Raw genomic sequence first — 25,357 nt, 5'->3', positions numbered from 1 at the left:
GCCTCGTGGGGCGCTTATCCCCTGCCGAGGAACGCCTCACGGTCAGCGTCCAGGGCACGGTCAATCGTACGCGCCAGCGACGGATGCTTAGCCAGCGTCGGGTCCTTCTCCACCACCGAGCGGGCATCCTCGCGGGCACGCTCAATAATGTCGGCATCGGCAAGCGCCCGCAAGAACCGCAGGGTGCTCTTCGAGCCCGATTGTGCAGCACCCAGAATATCACCCTCGCGGCGCTGCGCCAGGTCGATGCGGGAGAGCTCAAAGCCGTCCGTGGTGGAGGCGACCGCATCCAGGCGCTCGCGGGACACGCCGCCCTCCTCCTGGCGGGTCACCAGCAGGCAGGTGCCCGCGTAGCCGCCGCGGCCCACACGACCGCGTAGCTGGTGCAGGCCCGAGATGCCGAAGCGGTCGGCGTCCATGATGATCATGAGCGTGGCGTTCGGGACGTTCACGCCCACCTCAATGACGGTGGTGCTGATGAGCAGGTCAATTTCACCGCGCTCGAAAGCGGTCATGACAGCGGTCTTCTCCGCCGGGTCCATACGGCCGTGCAGGGTGCCGATACGCACGCCGACGAGGGCGTCCTCAGCGCTCAGGTAGGAGTACATTGAGGCGACCGAGGTCAGCTGAACCTTGCCGTCACTACTCGCGCTACCGCCCTGACCGAAATAACCTTGAGCAGAGTTGCCCGCGCCGGTTCCAGCACCGTTCAGGCTGGATGCCCCAAAGAACGCGGCACCCTCCTCCAGGCTGTCGCCGTCCTCCCCGATTTTGGGTACGACAACATACACCTGGTGGCCCGCGTCGATTTCTTCGCGGGCGCGCCTCCACAGGCGGGACGCCCAGGCGGGCTTCTCGGCGAGGGGCACCACGTGCGTTGAGATTTTCTGTCGGCCGGCGGGTAGGGTGTCGAGCACGGACACGTCCAGGTCACCGAACACGGTCATTGCGACGGTACGCGGAATGGGCGTTGCGGTCATGACCAGGCGGTGCGGCAGGGCGCCGTCGGTGCCGCGCAGGCCGTCGCGCTGTTCCACGCCGAAGCGGTGCTGCTCGTCCACGACGACCAGACCCAAATCGTGGAAGCTCACCTCATCGGAGAGCAGGGCGTGGGTGCCAATCACAATCTGGGCGGTGCCGTCGGCGAGCTCCTGCAGTACCTTGCGCTTGGCGCGGGTACCCATGGAGGCGGTCAGCAGGCGCACACGCACACGGCGGGGTTCCTCCCCGTTCCCCGCGAGAGTTCCCGCAGCAGATTCGTCGGCTGAAACCTCGGCAGAATCGTCAGCGTCAGAGTCTTCGGGCGCCGCCATATCCCCCAGGATGTCCAGCACCGAACGCAAATGCTGCTCGGCGAGCACCTCGGTCGGGGCGAGCATCGCGGACTGGCCGCCCGCATCGGCAACCTGCAGCATGGCGCGCAGAGCCACCACGGTCTTACCGGAACCCACATCACCCTGCAGCAGGCGATTCATGGGCGATTCGCTCGACAGATCCGCGGCAATCTCAGCACCCACCTTCTGCTGCCCCTCGGTCAGCTCGTAGGGCAGAACCTCCAGCAGCTGATCGGCGAGGCCGCCCTCCACGGCGGGGCGCGGCTGGGTCAGGTGCGCGGCACGCACCGAATGCAGGCGGGCGAGCGCGCTCTGCAGCACGAAGGCCTCACGGTAACGCATCTGCGCCTGCGCGGCACGCCAGGTGTCCTCCGAGTCGGGGGTGTGCAGGGCGCGGTACGTCCACTCCAGCGAGGGCACCTTGCGGGCGCGACGAATCGTGTAGGGTACAGGGTCTTCGAGTTCTTTGAGCGGTACCTTTTCGAGCAGCTGCGCCATGTAGCCGCTAATGCGGTCGGTGGGCAGCTTCACGGGGGCACGGTAGACGGGCACGGGGGCGGTGGCGGCGTCGGTGACGTCCGCGCCGGAGGCGTCCTTCGAGAGCAGGGCGTAGTGCGGGTTGGTGAGGGTGTATTCGCCGCGGTAGATGCCGACCCTGCCGGAGAACATCATGGTTTCGCCCTCGCGGATTTCGCGGGCGGCGGTCCAGGCGTTGAAGAAGGAGAGCTTCATCTGCGAGCCGATGATCGCACCGGGGTTCGTCATGCTGGGTGCGGGCACGCCAAAGAGGCCTCCCTGCGCAAAACTATCCTGCGCAAAACTGTCTTGGCCGTAGCTGTCTGCGTAGCCGCTATAGGAGGCGGGTTGCGCCCCCCTGCCCTGTGCCGGGTTCTGGGTAGCGGGGTTCTGCGTGGCAGGGTTGTGCGCACCGGAGTTGTGCGTGGAATGAGCGAGCGCGTTGATGCGCGGGTTGTGCATCCCGGTTGCCTGCCAGTTCTGCGCGGGCGCGCCGGATACTCTAGACGCGCCGGATGCGCCGGGGCGGTTAGCGCGCCCGGGCACCACGGATACAGGGCCACCAGCGTTGAGGCCAGCAGCACCAAAACCAGCGGCGCCAAAACCGGCGGGCGCATCCTGCCCGGTGGCATCGGAGAGCCGGTCGGTGATGATCACTTCCGTGATTTTGCCGCGGCGCGCCGCCATGGTTCGGGTGCTCACGTGCACCACGCGGGCGATGATGGTGACGTCCTGGCCCTCAACGAGTTCGGCGAAGGAGCTGAGCTCACCTCGCGGCAGGTACTTGCGCGGGAAGTAATCGAGCATCTCCCCAACGGTGTGCAGGTCAAGGTGCGTGGAGATTGCCTTGGCACTGGGCGCGGGAAGGTACTTTTTGAGCGGCGCATTTTCGATGCGGTCTTCGGAGGCGTAGCGCGCCAGGGCGCGGCTCTTAGCCTCCGCGGCAGCTGATGTGGGCTTCGCAGCCGCAACCTTCTCAGTAGCTGCCTTCTTCGCGGAAGCCTTATGTACAGGTTCCTTCTGTGCGGGAGCCTTCTTCACCGGGGTCTTCGGCGCGGGTGTTACCTTCTTGACAGCGGTTTTCGGTGCGGGGGTTTTCGGCGCGGCGGCCTTGGAATCAGTGACCTTCTTCGCCTGGGTTTTCGGTGCGGGCGTTGCCTTCTTGTCTGCGGTTTTCCGGATAGCGTTCTTCTTCGGCGCAGGCTTCTGCTCGACCTCCTCGCTCGCTTTCGTGACCTTCTGCGGGCGCGCCGAAGTAGCCCGCGCGGCAATATCGTTCTCCTGCGGGCTCGGCTTGTTCTGAGCTAGTTCCTTCTGAACTGTTTTCTTCTGAGCTGGCTTCTTCTGAGTCGGATTCTTCTGAGCTGGCTTCTTCCGCGCGGGCGCTTTCCGGGCAGGTTCCTCCGGCTGAGTTGCCTGCCGTGCCGCCAACGCAATATCGACCAGCTCGTAGATAGCGTCATCAGTCATGGTGTGCGCGGCGGGACCCAGCGAATGCTTGAGCGTCTTGAGCGCCTTACGGTAGGGTGCGCTGGCGCGCTGTGCCGCGCGTTCGCTCAGCTCGGCGCGGCTCACCTCGCCTCGGGCGTAGGCGGCAAGATCACGCACGGTCAGCTCGGCGGTGGTGCGGAGCTGCTCATCGCTCAGTAGCGGCGCATCCTGTGTTGCCTGCTGAGCTCGGGTCGCAGAACCGGCGCGGGAGGCAGGCGCAGAACCTACGGGCTCACCCTGCACTGCCTCAACCTTCGCAGGCTTGGTCTGTGAAGCCTTGCTCTTCGTAGCCTCAGCCATTGCACTTTTAGCCGACGCAGCTTTGACCGGCGCACTCTTGTTAGGCGCAGGCTCGGGAAGCCCCAAGTCCAGGGCTTCCTGCTGCGGGTTCACGGAACGTCGGGCGGGGCTCATGCGCCGCCCTCCGCACGGCATGCGTGGTCGGCGTGGTGGCCGTCCGCCAGGGAGGAAATACGCTCATCCGACCACTGACCGTAACCCATAATCAGCTCGCGGGCGGGGTCAATTTCGGGCACGTGCACGTGTAGCGCCCAGAGTCCAGCCGCCATGTCCAGGGGCGTAATGAGCAGGCTGTCGCCCATGGCTTCAAGTTCGAGGCGCAGCTGCGCCAGGGCGAGGGGCTCGCAGGTCAGCGTGCCCATGAGCTCCCAGCCGGCCTGCCCCGCATGTTCTGCGTGCGCACCTTCTGCGTGCTCGGCGGGTTCAGAGCCCGCCCGCACCGCATCAGAGGGCGCGCGCAGCATGGACTCTACCTGCGCCTCGTTCAGGGTTGCCCCCTCCCAGCGCGGGTTGGAGTGCACCACGGCAAGGTAGAAGCCGAGCGCGCCGGCATCCACGAAACCGGCAAGCTCGGGTGAGGGCGGGAACTGCGCGGTACGTTCCAGGGCGGCACGCATCAGCGCACGTCGACGCTCTTTCAGCGCCTCGTCAGCAGCATCCGCATCGTAGTGTGCGTCCAGGCGGGCAAGCTCCACCATGACCGACAGCATCGTGGAGGGCACCATCTGCTCCCCCACGCTGGCGCGAATACGCTCCGCCGCAAACGCCATTGCGCGCGCCTCCGCGTGGGCGTACTCCAGCTTCACTTCGCGGTGCTTCGGCAGGGATCCGCGAGCAATAACGCGCTCGTAGTCTGCTTCCAGGGCGCGCACGAGCGGCAGCTCATCGGCTGCGTCACCGAGCTCCCGAGCGAGGTTTCCGGGCAGGAACCAGTAGCTGCGCACCGCCTCCAGCGCCCAGGCGCAGAGCAGGGTACCGGAGTTGCCGCGCGCCACGCGGGATGCGCGCATAATCGCGTGCTCGTAGATGCCGCCCAGCTGAATCCACAGGTGGGCGAGGGTTTCGGAGGCGCCCGGCGCCTCGGGCGCATACGCATCTTCTCCGCCAGACAGGTCCCCGTTAGGAAGAACCTGCTCCATGCCCCGCTCGAACTCTTCCGTCAGGGTCAGCAGGGTGTGGGCGATATTGGAGCCGGTGTCCTTATCGGGCACGGGGAACCCGTTGAGTTCGTTGAGCGCCTCGCGGTAGCGTTCGATGGTGGTGCGAGCGGCAGTGGACCACGCTACGCCGAAGCGGTAGGCGCGCACGCAGGCGCGGCGGTAAATCTCGCGCTCTTCGGTGCGCTGGTTCTGTTCTGCGTTCACGCTACCCTCCCTATCAGTTTCGCGTGGTTCTCGGCTAGTTCCCAACTGATGTCTCAGCACCTGCGGCACGGGCAGAATCCAACCTATTTCGTACTTCTATTCTAAGCAATTTCGGTTAAATGTACGGTATTACCCACCGCCCATCCCGCGGACTGAAAACACAGACGGAACACAAACCGCACGCACCTCGCGGCGCTCGGTGACTTGCGGCGCTCGGTGACTTGCGGTAGTGGGTCAAGCTTCTACACGGAAGCTCCGTAGTGTTCCCAGCCCATGCCGTCCAGGGAGCGGCCGTCCATCACGACCGCCGCGCCGGTCACCGCATTGTGGCGGCGTTCGGCACCGTAAAGCTCGGCGCTCAGACCTCGCTCCGGGGCGTCCGCCACGCAGGCGCCCAGGGGCACAAACTCTTCGGGTACCTCACCGGGGAAGGTCGCCAGCAGGCCGTGGTCTTCTCCGCCAACCAGCACGAAGGTGCGCGCCAGGGATGCGGGGCTCTCCCCCGCCTCGTTGCGCTCACCAATCGCCAGCAGCAGGCGCGCCAGCGGTAGTAGCGGCTCGGCGAACGCATCCACGGCGGCGCGGTCGAGGCGCATCTGCACCCCGGAGGCGGCGGCAACTCGTCCGGCGTCCTTGACGAGTCCGTCGGAAAGATCCAGCATGGAGCTTGCCTTATGCAGGCGTGCCACCTCACCGGCGGGGATGGGGCTGACCGGGTGGTGCTGCGACTCGACGGCGCGCTCGCAGACCGCAATCATGTGCGCGGCATCTTCGGGGGTGAGGGTGCGGGCAAGCTCGATGAGCCCTTCGGGAAGAGCGCCAGCAGGAAGAGCGCCAGTACCTTCCGGTTGCTGCTGAGCCCATGCCCGGCTCACCGCGTCCAGCGCCGCCTCAGTATCATGACCTGCGGCAACGGCACGCAATACTGCCGTGGCGGGCAGGGAGAGCGGGTTGAGCAGTAGGCGCAGACCGGCATCGGACCAGGCGGTACGTCCCGCCAGGGTGATGGTGTCGCCGGGGCGTGCGCCGGAGCGTAGCACGGCGCGGTCCGTGTAGCCGAGGGCAGTGACGGTCACCGACATTTCGGTGGAGTCGCCAATATCGCCGCCGCCAATCACGCATTCGGTGGCTCCGCAGGCGTTGATTCCGTCCACAATGCCGTGGGCGAAGCCGTCAATCCAGCCGTAAGGCGTGCTACCGGGCAGGCTCAAGGAGATGAAGAGGCTCGCCGGGCGTGCACCCATGGCGGCAACGTCGGCAAGGTTCTGGGTCGCTGCTTTGCGCCCCACATCGTAGCCGCTGCTGCGGGCGGGTTCCAGAATGAACTCACCGCCTTCACCCATCCGTGCGATACCGCCGGGCCACAGGTTCATGAAGTCCTGGTCCTCAACGAGAGTGTCGGTGGTGACCACGGTACGCTGACCGGGCGCAGGCGCGGCGAGGACGGCACAGTCGTCGCCCGGACCCACATCGAGCGGTTCAATGTGCCCCGCCTGGCGTGCCGTAGCGGCAACCCGCTCATTGTGGGCGTTGATAATCGGCATGAAGGCGCGCAGAACGCGGGACTCCCCCAGCTTCGAGAGAGGTGTCTCTCGCATGGGGTTGTCCCGCGTTTCGCTAAAAGTCTGAGGATTCACATCCTCTATTATCGCGTATTCTTACGCGTTATGTTCACCTTATGCTCCGCGGCTGAAGTAGCGGATTGCCAGAGCAATCAGCACCAGACCGATGAGCGAGAAGAGAATCAGCGGTGCAATCCCGGAAAGTCCGGAATCGTCTGCGTCCGCGTTCTTCACGGTCTGCTCCTGAGCGGCGTTCGCACCGTCAGCCTTTGTCACGCTCTTTGCGGAGCGGCTGGCGCTAGCCGAGGTGGAGGAGCTGGGCGACTTCGAAGCCGATACCGAGCTTGAGGAGCTCGAGGGGCTTGTCTCCTGGGAGTGGTCCTCGTCGGTCTTATTGCGCGAGAGGTATCCAGCAACCCAGTCTGCCGCACCCGGGATGGAGTCATTCGAGCCATTATTGGCTGCGATTCGTCCGAGGGTGGTACCACCAGAACGCAACGGATCGTCCTCGTTGTCATCAAGCCTGTCATTCGGTGCCTTGGTGCTCGGTGAAGAGCTTGAAGATCCCGAAGAGGAGCTTGAGGATTCAGAGGATTTGCCCGGTCGCGGAAGCTCGATGGAGATGACGACATCTTCCTCCGAGGTTTCCTGACGGTTTCCAGGGACGGTCACCGGGTTGTTCGCCGGAGGAATCGGGGCAACAGGCTCAGTCTCAATCGGGGTAACAGTCTTGGCGTCTGAGCTACCATTGTTGTCTTCTGGCGGATTCACCGGAATCACCGGAATCACGGGGATTTCTGCATCCTTAGTGGGTTCCTGAGTCGGCGCGGGCACTACCGGGGCCTGGGTCGGATCCTGGGAGGGTGCCTCGCTCGGCTCCTTACTCGGTTCCTGAGTCGGCTCGGGAGTTACATCCTTGGTCGGCTCAGGAGTGGGTTCCGGATTCGGTTCCGGGATGGGATCCTTAGTCGGTTCGGGAGTAGGCTCCGGTTCCGGGATAGGGTCCTGAGTCGGTTCAGGGGTAGGCTCCGGATTTGGTTCCGGGGTTACGTCCTTAGTTGGCTCGGGAGTGGGTTCAGGAGTCGGATCCTGAGTAGGTTCCGGGGTCGGTTCGGGAGTTACATCCTTCGTCGGCTCAGGAGTGGGCTCTACCGTAGGCTCGGGAGTCGGGTCCTGAGTGGGCTGAGGGGTTGCGTCCTTGCTGGGTTCCGCAGTAGGTGCAACGGTCGGCTCCGGAGTGGGAGCAACAGTAGGTTCTGCCGTCGGGGTTGCGGTAGGAGCAACGCTCGGTTCGGCACTTGCACTGGGAGCTACGGTAGGCTCAGCGGTCGCCTCCTTAGAGGGCTCTGCGCTAGGACTTGCCGTAGCGGTAGCACTCGCAGAAGCGGAGGGCTCGGCAGTGGGCTGCGCAGTGGGTGTCGCGTCCTTAGAGGGCTCTACGCTAGGACTCGCCGTAGCGGTAGCACTCGCGGAAGGCTCAGCACTAGCCGTGGGCTGAGCACTCGAAGAAGCGCTAGGCTGAGCGGTGGGCTCTGCCTGCGCATTGTCAGTCTTATTATCCCCCTGGGCGGTGGGCCATGCGCTCACGGTTGCGAGCGTAGGTACTGCCGTCCGAGAGGAAGATGCCGCGGTCGCGGCGGGGTCCAGGGTTTGTTCTGCGGTGCCGACAGGGTTCGGCGGAAGCTGTGACGCTGCCTCCTGCACATCTTGAGCAAATGAGGCTACGTATGGGCTTCCGGAAGCAACCAGTGCTGTCGCCAGACTCGCAGAGACCACCTTACGGTTTCGTTTTCCCAAAAGGTTGTCCTTGACTTTCTGATACGTTGTGAGTGAATAGATACCCAATCGCTAGGGCAGATTGGATATGGCTTCATCTATTCTACCGAATCGGCTTTTTCTTCATTACTCATTTTAGCGCTTTCATACCAATCTTTGAGCTTCACGATGTGCAAAGACTATCAACGACACCTTTCCATCACCCAGAAGCATCATTTCATACACTTGTGAGCAGAATTACGTTTCACCTTATCAACACCGCTTTAGAATTTGCACTCCCCTATTTAAGGGACCCCGAGGCGAGTTTAAGTGATTTTTCTCATTGGTGAATCTAGAGTGATTCTCATCAAGATTTAGAGGCTAATACGTACCAATTACCCCGCCCACACAGACATTAACTTGCCCACCGCGCAAAAAACGCCCCGCCGCAATTCCTCAAGAATCCGTGGCGGGGCATCTCACTGCAGGGGCTACTCCCCCCACTGCTACGTATTCAAAAACTAGCGCAGACCTAAGACCTAGCGCAGGCCCAGGGGGCGTTCCATCGCCAGGGTCAGCAGCTCGCTAATCAGATCGGTGTAGGAAATACCGGTGTTCTCCCACATGGTCTTGTACATCGAAATCGGGGTGAAGCCGGGCATGGTGTTCACCTCGTTAATGACCAGGCGGCCATCCTCGGTGTAGAAGAAGTCCGCACGCGACAGGCCCTCGCCGTCCAGCGCCAGGAACGCCTTCACGGCCAGCTCGCGCAGGCGATCCTGCACGTCCTGCGGCAGGTTCGCCGGGCACACGGTCACAGCGGACGACTCAGAAACGTACTTCGCCTCAAAGTCGTAGAAGCCGTGATCTTCGTCCACAACCTCAATCTCGCCGGGGTAGGATGCGCGGGGCATCTCGCCGTGGTGGCCGTCCAGCACGGCACATTCAATCTCGCGGCCCACGATGCCGGCCTCGATGATAATCTTCGGGTCGTGGCGGCGCGCCTCTTCAATCGCGGGCACGAGCTCCTCCACCGAATCCACCTTGGTAATACCGAAGGAAGAACCCGCGCGGGTCGGCTTCACAAACAGGGGGAAGCCCAGCTTCAGCACACGCTCCAGAATCTGCTCGCGGTCCTCGTGCTCCCACTGGCGGTTGGTGACAACCTCGTAGGGGCCGACCTCCAGGCCAGCGGATTCGAAAGCAACCTTCATGAAGTGCTTATCCATGCCCACAGCGGATGCGGTCACGCCGCAACCCACATAGTGCAGGTCAGCCATTTCCAGCAGACCCTGCACGGTGCCGTCCTCGCCGAAGGGGCCGTGCAGCAGCGGGAACACAACGTCCACCGGCGCGGTGCGGGTAACGTTACCCTCAGCATCCACCAGGGTCAGGCGGGAATCGCCGGCACCCATCGGCAGGAACACCTGCTGGGTGCCCTCGGGGAACTCTGCGGTACCGCGAGTGCCAGCGGTCAGCTCGGCAAGCTGCTGCTCATCGGTCAGGTACCAGCGGCCGTCACGGGTAATACCGATAGTGATGACGTCGTAGGCAGTGCGGTCAATGGCGCTCAGAACGCCAGCGGCGGTAATGAGCGAAATCGGGTGCTCGGAGGAGCGGCCACCGCACAGCAGGGCGACGGTCTTCTTCTCGGTCATATATTTCTCCCTGTTCGTTTCGGGGCGTACCCGCCCCACTTACAGCCCATTGTATCGTCTCTTACGGGCCTTTCTGACACTAGTACCCAAGCTGCGGTAACCGCAGATACCGGGGTCATGGCGCACGGTGAATACGCAGCACAGGCCCATCAAATAAGGCGGTAATCAGCTGATGCATGTGCGCATCGTCGGTGGTGAGAGTGGCGGTGCGGGGGCGCCTGGGGTGAGTTTTTACCGGTTCCATCACACCTGTACCCGCCAGATGATGAGCGGTAATAGTTAGCACCGCCACACGTTCACGCCGCGTTGGAAACTCAGTGTGCAGTATCTGCCGCAGATATTCAGACACGTTCATGGTGTCCTCGGCAGAACCTGCGGCTGCGAGCACTATAGCGGTTTGAGGCAGCAGGTACGCCCATCGGCGGAATGCCATGACCCCCGTCATCTCCTCGGGGCACGAATCAGCCTGTTCGTCCCAGGGAACCACCACAATATCGACGCTCTCAAGAGCCTCGTATATATCGGTGGTGTAAGTCACCGGAAGTTGGTGCGCGGTTTCTCCCATATCGGCGGGTTCCCACAGGTATACCGGGCGATCGCACTCGGTTTTTTGAGCTACCGACCCTGTAGCTGCAGCACACAGCGCCCCATACCCTGCGGAGCCCAACACAGCGGTGGTTACCGAGCTCAGGTTCATTGCGTGCTCTTAATGCCCTTCATGTTTAAGGGAACGCCCCAGCAGCTGAGGCGCCAAATCCTCAATGCCGATACGGCCCGAAAGCACAGCCACCACAGCCTCAACAATGGGCATCTCCACACCGTGACGACGAGCCAACTCAGCCACCACCGGCGCCGACTTAATCGACTCAGCAGTCTGGCTCATGTGCTCATGCAGGCGGTCAGGGGTAATACCCTGCGCCAGCAGACGGCCCGCCGTGTGGTTACGAGACAGCGGCGAAGAGCAGGTCGCGATCAAGTCGCCCATACCGGCAAGACCGCTCATCGTCGCAGCCTCGCCGCCCAACGCCACCGCCAGGCGGGTAATCTCCGCCAGGCCGCGAGTCATAATGGACGCCTTCGAGTTATCCCCGTAATTGCGGCCCTCGCAAATACCCACGCAAAGGGCAATCACGTTCTTCACCAGGCCGCCAATTTCGGTGCCCACCACATCCGTGTTGGTGTACGGGCGGAAGTACGCGCACGCAATCGCGTGAGCAACAGCCTCAGCCACCGGCAGGGTACGAGCCGCAACCACTGAGGCGGTAGGCTCCTCCCCCATGATTTCCTTCGCCAGGTTCGGGCCCGACAGCACGCACACGCGGTGCGGAATATGGCCGATTGCGCGCACATCAGCACCGCGCAGAGCCATAGCCTCTTCCAGCTCCTCGGTAATGACCTGCGACATGCGCAGACCCGTACCGGTCTCCAGGCCCTTCGCCAAAGATACCAGCATGGCGTTCGGCTCAATATAGCGGGCGAAGCTCTGCAACTGCGAACGCAGAACCTGCGCGGGCAGGGCAAGAACCACAATATCGGCGCCGGTCAGCGCCGCGGGGGCATCCGCCGTGAAGTGCATGTTGTCCGGCAGCTTCATTTCCGGAAAATAGCGGGCGTTCTCACGGGTGCGCTCGCACTCAGCCATCACCTGCTCATCACGACCGATGAGGGTCACGCGAGTGTTATCGCCGCGCTCGCGGGCAGCATCCGCCGCGATCTTAGCGAAAGCGGTGCCCCAGCTACCGGCGCCAAGCACAGCAATAGACTGTACGGTTGCCGGAGGGGTAAATTCAGGGCTTGCTGCGGGGGTGCGTCCAAAGAAGGTCACGAAAACACCATCTTCCTTGTGAGGTCCTTGGATGAGGTCCTTGGGTGAGCCCCCTGATAGGCGCCCGGTCGGGTACCTATCGGGGCTCTCAATGGTTCCCAGCGGGAATACTACTTTTCGTCCGGTTCGCCGAGCGCACCACCGACCGGGCCGGAGGGGGTGCCGGGAGCTTCACGACGCTTCGTGCGCGGGTTCCAACGACCCTCAGGAGCCTTCTCGCCGCGGATCTTCTCCAGCTCGGCGGTAATAGCGTCCAGCATGGCGTCGGTGACCACGCCCAATTCGGTGCGGGTGTGCTTAGCCTCGGGGCTGGCGTCCTCAACGAGGGAGGCGATGTCCAGCGCCTTACCAACCTTCACGCGGACGGTCTTGCGCGGGAACAGCGAAATCTTACGCTTCTCCTTGATGCGGCCATCCTCGCCGGCCTCATCCACGTAACCGAGAATCTGCTCGTCACCCCAGTGCGCCACCGGGAAGACGGGTGCGCCGGTCGCAAGCGCCAAACGAGCCGCACCGGTACGCGCCTGCATGGGCCACAACTGCGGATCGTGGGTGGTGGTGCCCTCCGGGAAAATCACGACGGCACCGCCAGCCTCAACAATCTTGCGGGCGGTAATCAGGGACTTACGCGCATCCACCGAACCGCGAACCACGGGAATATGCGCGAGCTTGCGCATAATGTAGCCGAGCACGGGTGCGCGGAAGAGTGAATCCTTCGCCAAGAAGCGTGGCAGGGCGCCCTCAACGAAAGCAGGGAAAGCCACGGTCACCGGGTCAAGCTCGGTGGTGTGGTTAGCCACGATAATATACCCACCGCTCTTGGGCAGGTTCTCACGGCCAGTAATCTCAACGCGTGCGATGAGCTTGTACAGCCCGCGCGCAGCGTTACCGAGCACCTTATACAGAGCATCACCGGAGGCGGTGGGCTCAATCTCAGGCAGAGCCTGCTTTCCCTGCTGTCCGCTCACTAGTCCTGAACCTCAACTTCCTCGGGCTCAACAACAACGATTGCCGCATCGGGCTTGGGAGCCTTCGACGCCTTGCGTGCCAGCACCTCAAAGTTAGCACCCAGGCCCTTGAGCTTCTCCTCGAAGTTCTCGTAGCCGCGAGCAATCAGCTCAACACCGCTCACGTGAGAGGTGCCCTTAGCCGCCAGAGCAGCAATGATGTGGGAGAAGCCGCCGCGCAGGTCCGGAACCTCAATGTCGGCACCGGTCAGCGGGGTCGGGCCAGAAATAATAGCGGAGTGGCCGTAGCCCTTACCCTCGAAACGGCAGGGTGCGCCGCCCACGCAGTCACGCATGACAACAATATCTGCACCCATCTGCTTCAGGGCGTTGGTGAAGCCGAAACGCTCCTCGTACACGGTCTCGTGCACGATAGATGCGCCCTTAGCCTGGGTCAGCGCCACAACGAGGGGCTGCTGCCAGTCGGTCATGAAGCCGGGGTGCACGTTGGTCTCAAAGACGATGGGCTTCAGCTGGGCACCGGGAGTGCGCTGAGCCGGGTGGGTGAAGCGGATACCCTCGGCGGTCACCTCGTACAGGCCGCCCATCTTGCGGAACTGGTTCAGGAACGCGGTCATGTCCTTCTGAGCCGCGCCGCGCACGAAAATATCGCCGCCGGTAGCCAGAGCCGCAGAAGCCCAAGAAGCGGACTCGTTACGGTCGGGCAGGGACGCGTGATCGTAGCCGGTCAGCTCGTCCACGCCCTCAATGACGATGGTGCGGTCCTCGTTAATGAAGATGATGGCACCCATCTTCTGCAGAACAGCAATCAGGTCAATAATTTCGGGCTCAATCGCTGCGTTGCGCAGGACGGTCTTACCCTTAGCGCGCACACCGGTGAGCAGAACCTGCTCGGTAGCGCCCACGGAGGGGTAGTTCAGCACAATCTCTGCACCCTTCAGACCCTCTTCGGGAACAATCAGGGTGGTGCCGGTTTCATCGTCCTTCTCAACGACTGCGCCGAACTTGCGCAGTGCAGACATATGGTAGTCGATGGGGCGGTCACCGATCTTGCAACCACCCAGGTTGGGGATGCGTGCAGTACCGAGGGTGTGCAGCAGCGGGCCCACCATCAGAATCGGGATGCGGGAGTTACCGCCGAAGAGCTGAATCTCCTCTGCGTTCTTTGCAGCGGTGGTTGCATCCTGTGCGGGGTTGAGGGTCAGAACACCAGCTTCGCGGTCGTAGTCGACCTTTGCGCCGTGCAGCTCCACGAGGGTGGTAACGATTTCGACATCGCTCAGGTCAGGGACGTTACGCAGGGTCGAGGGGGTCGAACCGTGCAGTGCTGCGACCATCGCTTTGGGCACCAGGTTCTTGGCGCCTCGAACGTGGACCTCACCAACGAGCGGAGTGCCACCTTCAATGCGAAGCTTGCTGATGTTCTCAGTCATTAAAAATCCTTTGTGGAGTCGGCTGGTTTAGGCCGAACTTTAACAGTGTGCCGATACGCCGCGTTCTCATACGCTCATACGTGCTGTGCCCTCTGCCGGTAGCAGGGTGAAACGGGCGCATATATTCATCATTATTCTAAGCCCTGCGTAAAGGTGCTCCAAACACTGAAGAGCCTTTGGAACTCGTGACTGGGATTTTGCTCCGTTGTGTGTGTGATAAACCGCTCTGACCCCTCCAGATTCAGTGCCAGAAAAAACAAAAAGATACACAAATATTCACAACAATGCAAACATTTTCTGGTTCTTCACCGAAATTTGACGCCAGTTTCGTCTTTTTGACGCACGAATTTGAACTTGAGAGTAACCTCCCCCCTACAATAACGTGCACACTCTTACCCGCTGAACGGCGCCTCCACTCTCACCGAGGAGCCAATCGGCTCTCAGCTGCGGCATCTGCGCCGGCATTGCCGTTGCTCCATGCAGTACGGAGCCTCACGGCAGGGAACGGGCGTGTATTCACTGCATAAACCCTGCGATGGCGCCCAACCACAACGGTTCGGCTTCCTGACTCACTTCAACTTCAAAAATTCACCTCAACATCACCGTAAATATTCGAAAGTCAACTAAAAACCAGGGCACATCGCAACCAGCCACAGGTTATTTCGCGGCTGCATCCGCGAAACAACCGGAGGACCCAATATGACACATCACAACACTGCATCAGCTATTTCACGCCGCCGCCTCGTACAGGGTGCGGCATGGAGTGCCCCCGTTATCCTCGCCAGCACAACCGTCCCTGCATGGGCGGCAAGCGGCGAGCCCACCTGTTCCCCCGCCCTGACCCTCAAGCCGACCGCAACCGGCTTCGACGACAAGGCTGGTGCATACACCGAATGGCTCGTCCCTGAAGGCGTTGGACGAGTACGATTCGACCTCGTGGGAGGTGCCGGCGGTGCCGCATCTTCCTTCACCCCCAGCTACCTGACCGACGTCACGAACGCATCCCTAGCTGGCGGCGGTGCCGGCGCGCAGCTCAGCGGCGTTCTGGCGGTCAAGCCCGGCGATATCCTGCGCGTCTGGGCGGGTAACGGCGGCGTCGGCTCGGCGTCCGGCGCGAAGCCCGCACTCGGCGGCGAAGGCTACGCAGCGGGCGGCGACTCCACCGGCTCCAGCACCGCAACCGGCGCAGCGCAGGTAGTGGGTACTAACAGCGGCTACGTGTACGGTGCATCCGGCGGCGGCTCCTCCGCGGTCGAGCTCGTCCGCGACGGCGCAGTCACCGTCGTAGCCGTTGCGGGTGCAGGTGGCGGCGGCGCACAGCTGGGAACCCTCACCACCCACCAGAGCCTCTTCGACACCCAGCCCAAGGATCAGCTGAACCCGGCACTGCGCGTGGCACTGGACAGCCGCGACGCATCCACCACCGCAGGCGGCAGCGCGGGCGGTGACTTGGGCACCGATAACACCGGTCAGGGCGGCATGCTCATGGCAAGCCCCTACCAGGAATTCATGCCCCTCGACGAGGACGACAAGGCCCTCGACATGCGCCTCATGGTCACCGGCGGTACCGCTGGTCGCTCCGGCGTCGCGGGTACCCTCGGTGAGGCATTGATCGGCGTCCTCGACGAGAACAACGAGCTGAAGCTCCTGCCCATGTCCGAGTCCTGGTTCGATTCCTACGATTTCCCGCGCTACTACCGCTACGAGGGCGACTCCGTGAGTGAGAAGGAGAAGGGCACCGGCGGTGCGGACGCTACCGGCTCCTACCGCGGTAAGGGCGGCTCGGGCGCGTTACTCTCCCGCACCTACGGTAAGCTCTCCCTCACTTCCGTGGCATCCGGCGGAGGCGCCGGCTACGGCGGCGGCGGCGCAGGCCTGAACATCTGGACCGTCGGTACGTACAACGAGGGCGTTTTCGGCCGTCAGGTGCAGTTCGAGAGCGAAGGCAACATCTACTCGCTCAGCTCTCTGAGCAGCGGCGGCGGTGCAGGCGGCAGCTACATTAACCACGAGGTGGTTTCTGACTTCGCTCTTGCCACCGCGCAGAACGCCAACCCGACCGCGGGCGTGCGCTCCCCCGGTTCGGCGGCACTGTACAGCTGCACCGAGAACGCAACCCTGAACACCCCCATCACTGAGGGCGCCTAAGCTCTAGGTATTGAATCAATGCGCCTCCCCGGAAGCTAATGCTCCGGGGAGGCGCATTTATATGTGTGCCAATTTATATGCGTGCCCAGAGGTTTTGGGTGCCGAGGTGCGGATGCAGAAAAGCTCGAAGGCGGCGACTGAATCAGTCGCCGCCTTCGAGCTTTATATCTCTAGGTTTTAGAGCGCTCGGCTGAGAGCTCCCCTATTTAGAGTTCCTGGGTGCGGGGCATCCAGGAGGGGCGCTTCGCCTCGTACGCCTCGATAGCCTCGAGGTTCTGCAGGGTCAGACCGATGTCATCCAGGCCCTCCATGAGGCGCCAGCGCACGTAGTCGTCAATCTCGAAGGGAACGACCAGCGCGCCCACGGTTACGGTCTTGGACTCCAGGTCAACGGTGATTTCGGTGCCGGGCTCGTGCTCCAGCGCCTTCCAAATCAACTCAATATCGTCCTGTGCAACCTGCGCGGTGACCAGGCCCTGCTTACCCGAGTTGCCGCGGAAAATATCAGCAAAACGAGCAGAAATAACGACCTTGAAACCGTAGTCGCGCAGCGCCCACACGGCGTGCTCACGGGAAGAACCGGTACCGAAGTCCGGGCCCGCCACCAGCACGCTACCGTGCTTGTAGGGCTCCTGGTTCAGGATGAACTCGGGGTCCTTACGCCAGTTAGCGAAGAGGGCATCATCGAAGCCGGTCTTGGTCACTCGCTTGAGGTAGACGGCGGGAATGATCTGGTCGGTATCAACATTCGAAGAACGCAGCGGCACGCCAATGCCGGTGTGCTTAATAATGGGTTCCATAATGGCTCCTTAGCTATAGCGGCGTGCTAGGCCACGACGTCGGACGGGGCGGACAGGGTACCGCGCACAGCGGTTGCGGCGGCAACCACCGGGGAGACCAGGTGGGTGCGGCCACCCTTACCCTGGCGGCCCTCAAAGTTACGGTTCGAGGTGGAGGCGCATCGCTCACCGGGTGCCAGCTGGTCGGGGTTCATGCCCAGGCACATGGAGCAACCGGCAAAGCGCCAGTCGGCACCGAAGTCCTTGAAGACCTTGTCCAGGCCTTCTGCTTCTGCCTGCGCGCGGACCTTCTGGGAACCGGGCACGACCATCATGCGTACGTTCTCGGCGATGGTGCGGCCACGCACGATGTCTGCTGCGGCGCGCAGGTCCTCGATGCGGGAGTTGGTGCAGGAACCCAGGAAGACGACGTCCACGGGGATTTCCTTCATGGGGGTGCCCGCCTTCAGGCCCATGTATTCGAGGGCGCGTTCTGCTGCGACCTTGTCGTTCTCGTCCTCGAAGTCGTCCGGGGAGGGAACATCGTGGCTCAGCGGAATACCCTGACCGGGGTTGGTGCCCCAGGTGACGAAGGGTTCGAGCTCGTCGGCGTTGATGAAGATTTCCTTGTCGAAGACGGCGCCTTCGTCGGTGGGCAGGCTCTTCCAGTATTCGACTGCCTTGTCCCATTCTTCACCCTTGGGTGCGTGCTGGCGGCCCTTGATGTACTCGAAGGTGGTCTCGTCGGGGGCGACCATGCCGGCGCGTGCGCCCGCCTCAATGGACATGTTGCACATGGTCATGCGGCCCTCCATGGAGAGGGAGCGGATTGCGGAGCCGCGGTACTCGAGCACGTAGCCCTGACCGCCGCCGGTGCCAATCTGCGCGATGACGGCGAGGATGATGTCCTTGGCGGTCACGCCGGGCTTGAGGGTACCTTCAACGTTGATTGCCATGGTCTTGAAGCGTGCCAGGGGCAGGGTCTGGGTTGCCATGACGTGCTCCACCTCGGAGGTGCCGATGCCGAACGCGAGAGCGCCGAACGCACCGTGGGTGGAGGTGTGGGAGTCGCCGCAGACGATGGTCATGCCGGGCATAGTCAGGCCGAGCTGCGGGCCGACCACGTGCACGATACCCTGTTCCTCGTCGCCGAGGGAGTGGATGCGCACGCCGAATTCCTTGGCGTTGCGGCGCAGGGTCTCGATCTGGGTGCGGCTGGTCAGGTCAGCAATGGTGCCGAAGATGTTGTCGGTGGGGGTGTTGTGATCCTCGGTGGCGATGGTCAGGTCGAGACGGCGCAGGGGGCGGTTCTCGATGCGCAGACCCTCGAATGCCTGGGGCGAGGTCACTTCGTGCAGTAGCTGCAGGTCAATGTAGAGCAGGTCGGGCTTGCCGTTTTCACCGGGGACGACGACGTGTGCGTCCCAGACTTTTTCTGCCAGGGTGCGCGGACGGGTGCCCGCGGTGGTTGCGTTCTGTTCGCTAGTCATGCTTTCTCCTGCTTGATGCGTTCCTACGGTGGATGCGTTCGGTGTGATGCGCGCCGCTGGTTTGCAGGGTTGAGGGGCGGATTATGTACCCGATGGGACCCTCAAACCGGTATTTCCCTGCGGCGTGTCGCACATTTTTTCACGGATTCTTAGCCTGTGAGACGGCCTAGAAACACCCCGAACCAGCGAGTGTTTTTGTGTGGGTTTATTCTATGACTCCAGGGTAAGCTTGCGGGATTGCACGCATTTTTCTGCGGCTTTTCGCATATTTTTCCCCATAAACCCACATAAACACTTATTATGAAAAATTCATAATTTATCCCGTAGGGGGTGATTCCATCTTCAGCTCTGCACCCCAAAGAGTCCATGAAGTCCGGGGTATCTTTCATATTCTGAGATAGAATATAAGAATGACTCCTTCCGCCTCACGTTTTAACGCACACGGAATGCGTCACCCCAACGCATCCACACACCACAACGCACCGGTTGTCGACCCCGTCAAGCCGCCCGAACACATGGCCGCCGACGAGCAGATGGTAGAGGTACACTCCCACGGCTCCTCCGGCGTTGGCGTGCTCGACAAGGCGACCCTCATTCTTGATTGCCTCGAGGCAGGCCCCGTATCCCTGGGCGACCTCGTCAAGGCAACCGGCCTGGCACGACCCACCGCGCACCGCCTCGCCGTGGCACTGGCACATCACCGCCTCGTAGCCCGCGACGTGCAGGGACGCTTTATGCTCGGCCCCCGTCTGACCGAACTCGCCTCCGCCACCATTTCTGATGAGCTCATCACCGTGGCCGACCCGATCCTGCAGAAGCTCAGCCTCGAAGCTGACGAGTCCACCCAGCTGTACCGCCGCCAGGGTGACTGGCGCGTGTGCGTTGCGACCGCGGCACGCCCCTCCGGCATGCACGAATCCATTCCGGTCGGTACCCAGCTGTCCATGCAGGCTGGCTCCGCCGCACAGGTACTGCTGGCTTGGGAAGATCAGAACCGCATTGTTGAAGGCCTGCGCGATGCACACTTCAGCGCCGCCATGCTCGCGGCTGTGCGCCGCATCGGCTGGGCGCAGTCCGTGGGCGAGCGCGAGCGCGGTACCGCCTCGGTATCCGCTCCGGTGCGCGCTCCCGGTGGCAAGGTGATTGCGGCTGTCTCTATCTCGGGTCCGATTGATCGTATGACCCGCCAGCCGAACCGCAACTACCCCGAGCTGGTCGTCAAGGCTGCTCAGGCGATTACAAACGGTCTGCGTGAGCTTTCTACTTCTCACTCAGCCTCGGATGTTGAGGAAAGCTAAGGCTCCGTTATAGATAGTTTTCACGAAAATAATCCCTCCCCGCCTCATTGAGGTGGGGAGGGATTCTTTTATGCGGTTTCAGATGATATGCCGCTAAATGTCCAGCGCCTTGCGGTAGGCGTTGAGGCGCTTAGCTTCCAGCTGCACCGGGGCGACCACACAGGACTGCACCGCCTTCTCAACGCCGGTCTGCAGGCGACCCCGCAACTTACGTGCGTAGTAGCGTGAGCCCATGGCGGTGAGCAGCCTGCCCACACCCGCCGAGGCGATGCCGAGGAGTATACCCAGCAGCAGAAGCAGGGTCGGCAGGGGTACCGGGGAGCCTTCGGGAGTCGGCGCGGGCGGCAGTTGAATCTGCAGGTACGCCATGCCGGAGATGAGGGTCAGCCAGCCGACACCTACCAGGGCGCTCAGTAGCGCAATCCACTGCAGGGCGTTGAAGATGACCCAGGGGGCGCGGGTGCGACCCAGACCGTAGTCGATGCGCATCATGTCCCGTTCGAGCAGTTCGGGTAGCTCCGCCTCGCGGGAGAGGGCGGCTTCCTTCATGCTGCGTTTCCACGGCTCGTCGATGCGGGCCGCCATCTGCTTGCTGTATTGGCGTACGGCGTTTGCCATGCCTGCCTTCTGGGCGGCGCTCAGCGGGGGTAATGAGGACGCCACCAGCTCGGGCGCGTTCTCGCTATCGGAGCCGAGCATGCCCGCGGACTTCGCGGCCTTGGAGGAGCTTTTCTTCTCATCCTGTTGCCCCAGGTGCAGGCGGCGCAGGGGGTCAGCTTTCAGGCGGCTCGTCCAGCGGGTGAGGATCCAGCCGGTGTGCTGGCCTGCGGCGCGGCGGTAGGAGGCGGTTGCCGCCTGCAAAACCTGTTCTGCTTGGCTGGAGGTGTAGCATGCCTTCACGAGCTTCTGTTCCGCTTCGAGGGCGTAGGCTCCGGCGAGTACGGCCCCCTCTCCCCCGGCGTAGGCGCGCAGCTGGGAGGCGGTGGCGTGCAGCTGCGCGTCGGTTCGCTGCAGGGACAGGCTCTTGGCGGCGGCTACCTGGGCGAGCAGGTCGCGGAGCACGTCGACGCCCTCACCGGTTCGCGCGGAGACGGCGATGGGTGCGGCGAGCAGGTGCGCTTCGGTGCCCTCAGCCTGGAGCAGGCGGGTGAGGGATGCGAGCACGGCGGGCACCTCGGCGGGCGCCAGTTTATCAGCTTGGTTGAGCACGCAGAGTGCCTGCGCGCCGGAGGCGGCAAGCGGCACCATAAAGTCACGGTGGATGACGGCGTCGGCGTATTTTTGAGGGTCGACAACCCAGACGAGTACGTCCACGTAGCGCATCATGCGGGCGGCAAGGTCGCGGTTGGTGGTGGTGACCGAGTCGAAGTCGGGCATGTCCAGCAGGATGAGGCCACCGGTGCGGGTGCGCATTTCGCCGCGTCCACCTACTGCGCGGCGGATACGGTTGAAGAGTCCGGGTGCCGGTTCGGTGACGGCGTTGGGTGCCACCGCTCCCCCGCTTGCGTTACCCCCGTTTGCTTCTCCTTCGGCGGTGAGCGCCTGAGTCTGCGGGTAGACGCGCTTGTCAATGCCGAGCCAGTCGAGCAGTTCTTCACTGCCTTCTGCCTCCCAGATGGCCGCCTGCACGGTGGAGGTGGTCGGGCGCGTGGGGGCGGAGAGGGCAATATTCTGCCCGGCGATGGCGTTGAAGAGCGTGGATTTGCCGCTGCCGGTCGCGCCGAAGAAGCCGATGACGGTGTGTTCGGTAGAGAGTTCGCGGCGCTGGCTGAGGCGTTCGAGGGTTTCGGCGGCGTCAAGCAGGACGGTTTCGGGGACTCGTCCTTCACCGTAGCTGATGGCTTCCTTCAGGGATGCGACGGAGCGCGCGAAGGGCGAGGCCGCCACGGCGGGAGTAGTGCCTTTGTTCTCAGGTTTGTTCTCGGGGGTAGTCATAGTGCGTTTTCTTCGTCTGTGGTGCGCGGTGTGGGTTATCTGCTGACAGGCGGTTGAGCGCGCCGCCCTTAACTATGCTGTAGCCGACCAGGGGGTCTGTACACTCTTTGCCTGTGCAGCTTGGCTCTGCACACTCATTTCCGCGGCAATTTTCTGCACCTGCTCGGCGGCGCGGTGAATGTCCTCGGCATCAGCCTGCGGGTCGGTTTCTTCCAACACCTCGGTGAAGGGCTGAGCGTGCTCGGTGAGCAGATCCGCCATACGTTCGAGCAGGTCGGTGCGGGCACGGGTCGCCATGCGGCGCACCGCGTCTTCACCGAAGATGGACTCGAGCAGCTTGGTGCCGACCACGCCGCTACCGCCCGCAATACCCGCCTCAATACCGGTAATGCCGCCGGTGAGGCTGAACGCGGCGACCATGAGCATCACGGCGGCGGCGTTCACGCCCAGGGAGAGGAAGCGGGCGCGTTTGCGCTTGTCGGCGCCTTCTTCTCGGATCATTTCGAGGACGGAACCCTGCCAGAGGCGAATCTGCTCGGCAACAGCTGCGGAGAAAATGTCTTCGGCGGACTGCACCTCGCCCTTCACCTCACCGTCTGTGCTCTGTTCGGACGCGGAAGAAACAGCCTGCGGCGCAACTGCAACAGCCTGCGGCGTAGCAGAAACCGCCTGCGGCGCATCCAGGCGCGCCAGCAGGGAGCGTCCGGCGCGGCTGGCACGCCAGCGGGTGCGGGTATTTTCGGAGGCGCGGGCGGCCGCATCCAGCACGACGGCGTGGATGCCGCTTTCGAGGGCGTCTTCTACCTTCTGGGCGGCGGCGGGCTGACCGCGCAGGGCGGAGCCGACGCGGTCACGCAGGCGGCCGATAGTGCTGTCGAGGGAGCGGAAGAAGTCGCCGGTTCCCACAAAGTCATGCCAGCGCGAGAGCACTTCGCCGCGCAGCAGGGAGCCGTCGGAGAGGGCGCCGTCGATGGTGGTCAGCGCGTCCTCGTATTCTTCGGCTACGATGCTGGCGAGCGACTGGTGCGCCGCCTGCTGGCGCGCCTGTTCGGCGGCGAGCACCTGCAGGTTACCGGCGAGGGTTTCGACGGCACCGGCGAGGGTCTGCCGGGCAATGGCGGCGCGGGCGGGTGCGTCGGCGCCGAGTTCGCGGATCCACAGGGTCAGCGGGGCGAGACTGACGGGGGCGAGCATGCCACTTTCGTCGCGCGGCTGTTCGGTGACGGTGTGAATCAGTACGGCGTGGATTCCGGCCTCGTCGAGCATGCGTCGCAGGTCGTTTTCGATGGCCTCTTCGTCGCCTTCGGGCACGCGGTTGAGCACCACGGCGATGGCGATGGAGCGTGCGGCTGCTTCGTGGAGCAGTTCCCAGGGCACGGCGTCGGCGTAGCGGTTGGCGGTGGTGACGAAGAGCCACAGGTCGGCGGCGGAGAGCAGCTCCTTGGCGAGGGTGCGGTTTTCCTCAGAGACGGAGTCGATATCGGGTGCGTCAATGAGCGCGATGCCCTGCGGTAGCGCAGAGGTAGTAATAGGAATGAGGGCGCGCGCAATCTTCGGGTCAAGGCCGGGTAGTGCCTGCGACCCGGCGTTCATGCCGGAGGTGCGGGTACGCGGCAGGGTGGGCAGGAAGCGTTCGGGGGACAGAGCCGCTTCGTCTTCTGCACGGTGCAGTAGTACGGGGTGGCGGGTGGTGGGTCGAATCGCGCCGGACTGGGTGAGCGGCTCTCCAAGCAGGGTGTTGACGAGGGTGGATTTGCCGGCGCCGGTGGAGCCTCCGACCACGATGGTGAGGGGATTGTCGACGCTGGCGCTGCGCGGCAGGATGTAGTCGTCAAGTTGGCGTGCCATGGCGGCAAGCAGGGTGCGCGCGGTGGCGGTGCCGTGCTCGGTGGTGCCGTCGTGGGTGACGGTGTAGGGGGTGCCGGGGGTTTCGCCGGCTTCTACGTCGAGCGGGAGGGGGATTCGAGTGAGCAGTTCGCGAGCTGCTTTGAGCTGCGCATAGTCGGTGGTAGTCACAGCGCTATTGTCCCATAGGGTGAAGCCGCTTCATGCCATGCGTGGGCGTTGTGGTGGGCACGTTGCGGCTGCGGGGAGTTTGGGGGCTCTTACTGAGGTATTTTTGAGGGATGTTCGAACAACTCTGAGGGGTTGTTTTAGTACCTTTGAGTTGTGGTGCAATAACTCCAATATGAGTTTGATTCGCTCAAGAAAAGATTGAAAAATCCCTAAGTTTCTAGGGGAAACATCAGATTTTAATGCGGTTATCCCAAACACATTGGTACGTTTTATAACCCGCATAAAACGGGCAAATATTAAGATTTGATAACTTTTTACGCTCAGGGGTAGATATGGTCTTTTCGAACCTAAAAGTACGCTTAGAATCGTTGAGCACGACAACCAGGCAGGTCATAACCACACCGATTCCTTCAGGAGGCTTCTGGCCTGCCCTTTCTATTGCATCCGTACTCACCGCGGTATGCCACACATCGGGAACGCTCACCGACCCCTCACGCAACTGCATGCAAAATTTATTGCCGTTGGGGTTCACTGCATCCGAGCTACCCGTTATTGCCTGCCCGTCTTTACTCTTGCGAAAGGTTGCGTATGTTCGGTTCGCTGTCACGCCGCCATCTTCTTGCCCTCACGTCTGGTGCGACTCTGAGTGCACTCGCAAGCGCCTGCAGCCCCGTCGTTTCTCGTCCTCAACCGCTCACCAAGTCTTCTCCCGATCATGCCGCACCGGCACCTCAGAGCACCCAGACCAAATCTGCAACCACCACGCGCAGTATTACGTACGCCGAGCCTCTGCCGGCGTCGGCTCTGGATGGTCGCGGACCTGCTCTTCTGCCGGATTGCTTCTTTGAGCGTTCCGGAAATTTCTCGAACGGCACCCTGAGCCATCGAGCTGTCAATGTCCCCCGCCCCATCATGCCCCCGGAAGCTAAAGAGCGCACCGTTGAGGGCCTGCACGCTTTCCTGCAGTACTGGGGTGCGGCGCAGAACTATATGCTTCTCACCGGCGACACCGACCCCTTCATGAACCTGCCCGGCCAAGAGCACTTTAGCAACATGGCGCAGATGTACCGCGATATCTACCGCTACAACATCGGCTGGCTGGTCTCTAAGAACAACCACCCCATGTGCATTAACCTGAGCTCCCCGCAGCCGGTGCCCGCCACCGAGCAGGACGTCTACTGCTGGAAGGCGACCCTGAAGGTGGACGAGAACGCGTTCCTGTTCAACCATGAGACCCGTCAGCGTGAGCAGCTCACCGGTATCTACGGCAGTAATCAGAAGGCGGACGCTTACGTCTACTTTGGCCCAGAGGGCTGGCAGATGCTGGAGGATCCGAAGTCTTCCCCGAGTGCTACCGCCACCCCTGCGGCTAACCCTGAACCGTCCACGAATACTCCGAGCGCGCAGCCGACCCCGAATGAGAGCACCTCTTCTAAGGCGGCTCGTTATATTCGAGGTTCAGCCTAAAGCTTCTTTGCATCCGTG

General features: G+C 62.7%; 16 protein-coding genes. 3 read left to right on the top strand and 13 right to left on the bottom strand.

The features are described 5' to 3' along the window. Positions 1–14: 14 nt before the first annotated feature. The 9 genes from ACP3RB_RS02900 to murA all read right to left on the bottom strand — a co-directional run bounded on the left by ACP3RB_RS02900 (position 15) and on the right by murA (position 14,206). Positions 15–3,755, bottom strand: a complete 3,741-nt coding sequence (locus ACP3RB_RS02900) for a helicase-related protein (RefSeq protein ID WP_426699383.1) — start codon at positions 3,753–3,755, stop codon at positions 15–17. Next, the gene (locus ACP3RB_RS02895) at positions 3,752–5,005 is read right to left on the bottom strand and encodes a Dak phosphatase (protein ID WP_426699382.1); all 1,254 of its coding nucleotides are present in this window, start codon (positions 5,003–5,005) and stop codon (positions 3,752–3,754) included. Before ACP3RB_RS02895 ends, ACP3RB_RS02900 begins: the two co-directional genes overlap by 4 nt. A gap of 242 nt (positions 5,006–5,247) precedes the next feature. Continuing rightward, a complete protein-coding gene (locus tag ACP3RB_RS02890) occupies positions 5,248–6,603 on the bottom strand; it encodes a thiamine-phosphate kinase (protein ID WP_426699381.1) in 1,356 nt (451 codons plus the stop codon). A gap of 78 nt (positions 6,604–6,681) precedes the next feature. Further along, positions 6,682–8,154, bottom strand: coding sequence for a hypothetical protein (locus ACP3RB_RS02885; RefSeq protein WP_426699380.1), 1,473 nt, complete (start codon positions 8,152–8,154; stop codon positions 6,682–6,684). A gap of 707 nt (positions 8,155–8,861) precedes the next feature. Further along, positions 8,862–9,980, bottom strand: coding sequence for a D-alanine--D-alanine ligase family protein (locus tag ACP3RB_RS02880; protein ID WP_426699379.1), 1,119 nt, complete (start codon positions 9,978–9,980; stop codon positions 8,862–8,864). A 115-nt stretch (positions 9,981–10,095) separates the two neighbouring features. After that, the gene (locus tag ACP3RB_RS02875; protein WP_424826413.1) at positions 10,096–10,545 is read right to left on the bottom strand and encodes a hypothetical protein; all 450 of its coding nucleotides are present in this window, start codon (positions 10,543–10,545) and stop codon (positions 10,096–10,098) included. 141 nt (positions 10,546–10,686) lie between these two features. Further along, positions 10,687–11,805 (bottom strand): NAD(P)H-dependent glycerol-3-phosphate dehydrogenase, encoded by a 1,119-nt coding sequence (locus ACP3RB_RS02870; RefSeq protein WP_424826414.1) that lies wholly within the window; start codon positions 11,803–11,805, stop codon positions 10,687–10,689. Between the two features lie 110 nt (positions 11,806–11,915). Further along, complete coding sequence (locus tag ACP3RB_RS02865) at positions 11,916–12,773, bottom strand: lysophospholipid acyltransferase family protein (RefSeq protein WP_294630838.1); 858 nt, start codon at positions 12,771–12,773, stop codon at positions 11,916–11,918. Beyond that, positions 12,773–14,206, bottom strand: a complete 1,434-nt coding sequence (murA, locus tag ACP3RB_RS02860) for a UDP-N-acetylglucosamine 1-carboxyvinyltransferase (protein ID WP_060824635.1) — start codon at positions 14,204–14,206, stop codon at positions 12,773–12,775. Before murA ends, ACP3RB_RS02865 begins: the two co-directional genes overlap by 1 nt. Before the next feature lie 699 nt (positions 14,207–14,905). Here murA and ACP3RB_RS02855 point away from each other — a divergent pair. Next, positions 14,906–16,354, top strand: a complete 1,449-nt coding sequence (locus ACP3RB_RS02855; protein ID WP_426699378.1) for a transcriptional initiation protein Tat — start codon at positions 14,906–14,908, stop codon at positions 16,352–16,354. Positions 16,355–16,560: 206 nt separating this feature from the next. Here ACP3RB_RS02855 and leuD read toward each other — a convergent pair whose 3' ends face one another. Continuing rightward, the gene (gene leuD, locus ACP3RB_RS02850; RefSeq protein ID WP_005505627.1) at positions 16,561–17,154 is read right to left on the bottom strand and encodes a 3-isopropylmalate dehydratase small subunit; all 594 of its coding nucleotides are present in this window, start codon (positions 17,152–17,154) and stop codon (positions 16,561–16,563) included. Positions 17,155–17,180: 26 nt separating this feature from the next. Next, positions 17,181–18,623: a 3-isopropylmalate dehydratase large subunit gene (gene leuC / locus ACP3RB_RS02845; RefSeq protein ID WP_308561775.1), complete on the bottom strand. Its 1,443-nt coding sequence runs from the start codon at positions 18,621–18,623 to the stop codon at positions 17,181–17,183. A gap of 410 nt (positions 18,624–19,033) precedes the next feature. On the opposite strand from leuC, the gene ACP3RB_RS02840 reads away from it, so the two are divergent. Beyond that, entirely contained in the window at positions 19,034–19,921 is an 888-nt protein-coding gene (locus tag ACP3RB_RS02840; RefSeq protein ID WP_374046250.1) for an IclR family transcriptional regulator, read from the top strand. 93 nt (positions 19,922–20,014) lie between these two features. On the opposite strand, the gene ACP3RB_RS02835 is transcribed toward ACP3RB_RS02840, so the two are convergent. After that, on the bottom strand, positions 20,015–21,856 hold the full coding sequence (locus ACP3RB_RS02835; RefSeq protein WP_426699377.1) for a GTPase: 1,842 nt from the start codon (positions 21,854–21,856) through the stop codon (positions 20,015–20,017). Positions 21,857–21,928: 72 nt separating this feature from the next. Further along, on the bottom strand, positions 21,929–23,872 hold the full coding sequence (locus tag ACP3RB_RS02830) for a dynamin family protein (protein WP_426699376.1): 1,944 nt from the start codon (positions 23,870–23,872) through the stop codon (positions 21,929–21,931). A gap of 588 nt (positions 23,873–24,460) precedes the next feature. On the opposite strand from ACP3RB_RS02830, the gene ACP3RB_RS02825 reads away from it, so the two are divergent. Then, positions 24,461–25,339 (top strand): DUF6318 family protein, encoded by an 879-nt coding sequence (locus tag ACP3RB_RS02825; protein ID WP_426699375.1) that lies wholly within the window; start codon positions 24,461–24,463, stop codon positions 25,337–25,339. The last annotated feature ends 18 nt before the right edge of the window (positions 25,340–25,357 follow it).

Source organism: Rothia mucilaginosa, assembly GCF_049990865.1.
Classification (GTDB): domain Bacteria; phylum Actinomycetota; class Actinomycetes; order Actinomycetales; family Micrococcaceae; genus Rothia; species Rothia mucilaginosa_I.
The sequence above is the reverse complement of the archived record's forward strand: the minus strand, read 5'-3'. Positions and strand labels throughout refer to the sequence as shown.